Source organism: Synechococcus sp. H60.3 (genome assembly GCF_047462295.1).
Taxonomy (GTDB): domain Bacteria; phylum Cyanobacteriota; class Cyanobacteriia; order Thermostichales; family Thermostichaceae; genus Thermostichus.
Window position 1 is genome coordinate 2549 of record NZ_JANSIY010000124.1, and the last position, 1844, is coordinate 4392.

1 protein-coding gene is annotated in these 1844 nt (G+C 63.3%); it reads right to left on the minus strand.

Translation table 11 applies throughout. The annotated features are described in order from the left end of the window. Nucleotides 1-44 precede the first annotated feature (44 nt). A partial coding sequence (gene gcvP, locus NW841_RS11165; protein ID WP_414386428.1) for an aminomethyl-transferring glycine dehydrogenase occupies nucleotides 45-1844 on the minus strand: 1800 nt, incomplete at its 5' end.

Here is a 1844-nt window from a genome sequence, read left to right on the forward strand (position 1 = left end):
CATTCCCTCTTCCTCAGAGCTGGACCAGCCGCAGGCAGCTTAATTCAGCCTTCCAGCCAAGGTTGACAGCTGCACACCAGGTGACGATCCCCATAGGCGTTGTCGATGCGGCTGACACTGGGCCAGAACTTGCGCTCCTTGACCCACGGGAGGGGATAGGCGGCTAGGGATCGAGGGTAGGGGCGATCCCAGTGATCGGCGGCCACTACCTCGGCGGTGTGGGGGGCAAGTTTAAGGGGATTGCGCACGGGATCCATCTCGCCCCGCTCAATGGCAGCAATCTCCTGGCGAATGGCAATCATTGCCTCGCAGAAGCGATCCAGCTCTTCTAGGGATTCGCTCTCAGTGGGTTCCACCATCATTGTCCCCGGCACTGGCCAGGAGATGGTGGGGGCGTGGAAGCCGTAGTCCATCAGCCGCTTGGCTACATCCTCGACCTCAATGCCGGCGCTTTTCTTGAGGGGGCGCAGATCCAGGATGCACTCGTGGGCCACCCATCCCCCTGGCCCTTTGTAGAGCACCGGGTAGTAGGGATCCAGCCGCTTGGCGATGTAATTGGCGTTGAGGAGGGCCACTTGGGTAGCTAGGGTAAGGCCGGCGGATCCCATGAGGCGGATGTAGGCCCAGGCAATGGGCAGGATGCTGGCGCTGCCCCAGGGGGCAGCACTGACCGGGCCGTTGCAACCAGGCAAAAACGGGTGACCGGGCAAATGCGGCAGGAGATGACGGGCAACGGCAATGGGCCCCACCCCCGGCCCGCCGCCGCCGTGGGGGATGCAGAAGGTCTTGTGTAGGTTGAGATGGCAGACATCGGCTCCCAGCTCCGCAGGACGGCAGAGGCCCACCTGGGCGTTGAGGTTGGCCCCATCCATGTACACCTGCCCCCCGGCCTCGTGGATTATCTGGCAAATCTCGCGGATCCCTTCCTCAAACACCCCATGGGTGGAGGGGTAGGTAATCATCAGGGCAGCCAGGCGTTCCCGGTGCTGCTCCACCTTGGCCCGCAGGTCTTCGAGGTCGATGTTGCCGGCCCTGTCGCAGGCCACGCTCACCACCTGCATCCCGGCCATGACAGCGCTGGCGGGGTTGGTGCCATGGGCGGAGGTGGGGATCAGGCACACCTGGCGCTGGCTTTCCCCGCGGGCCTGGTGGTAGCGACGAATGGCCAGCAAGCCGGCATATTCCCCCTGGGATCCGGCGTTGGGCTGGAGGGAGACGCCGGCAAAGCCCGTGATCTCCGCCAGCATTCGCTCCAACTGGGCAAAGAGGGTTTGATAGCCGCGAGCTTGTTCCAGAGGCGCAAAAGGATGGAGCTGGGCAAACTCCGGCCAGGTTATGGGCAGCATCTCGGCTGTGGCGTTTAGCTTCATGGTGCAGGAGCCCAAGGGGATCATGGAGTGGACAAGGGAGAGATCCCGGCTCTGCAGGCGGTGGATATAGCGCAGCAGCTCCGTTTCCGAGTGGTAGCGGTTAAACACCGGATGGGTGAGGTAGGGGGTAGTGCGCAAGAGCTGAGGCGGCAGGCTTTGGTGGGGATCCGAACTCAGGCCTTCGGGATCCCAGGCTGGCTCCTTGGAGCCAGCGAAGATTTCCCAGAGATCGCGCAGATCTTGAGAGGTGGTGGCCTCGTCCACGCTGATCCCTAGAGTTGTCTCGTCGATCCGCCGCAGGTTGATGCGCCGCTGGGCGGCCCGCTCTTGGATCTGGCCGACCTGTTCGGGGGACTCTGCCTTCACCCAAAAGGTATCGAAGAAAGACTCTGGCCCCACCCTGTAGCCCAGATCCCGGATCCCGGCAGCCAGGTGATGGGCCTGGCGATGGATGCGTTCGGCAATTTGCCGCAG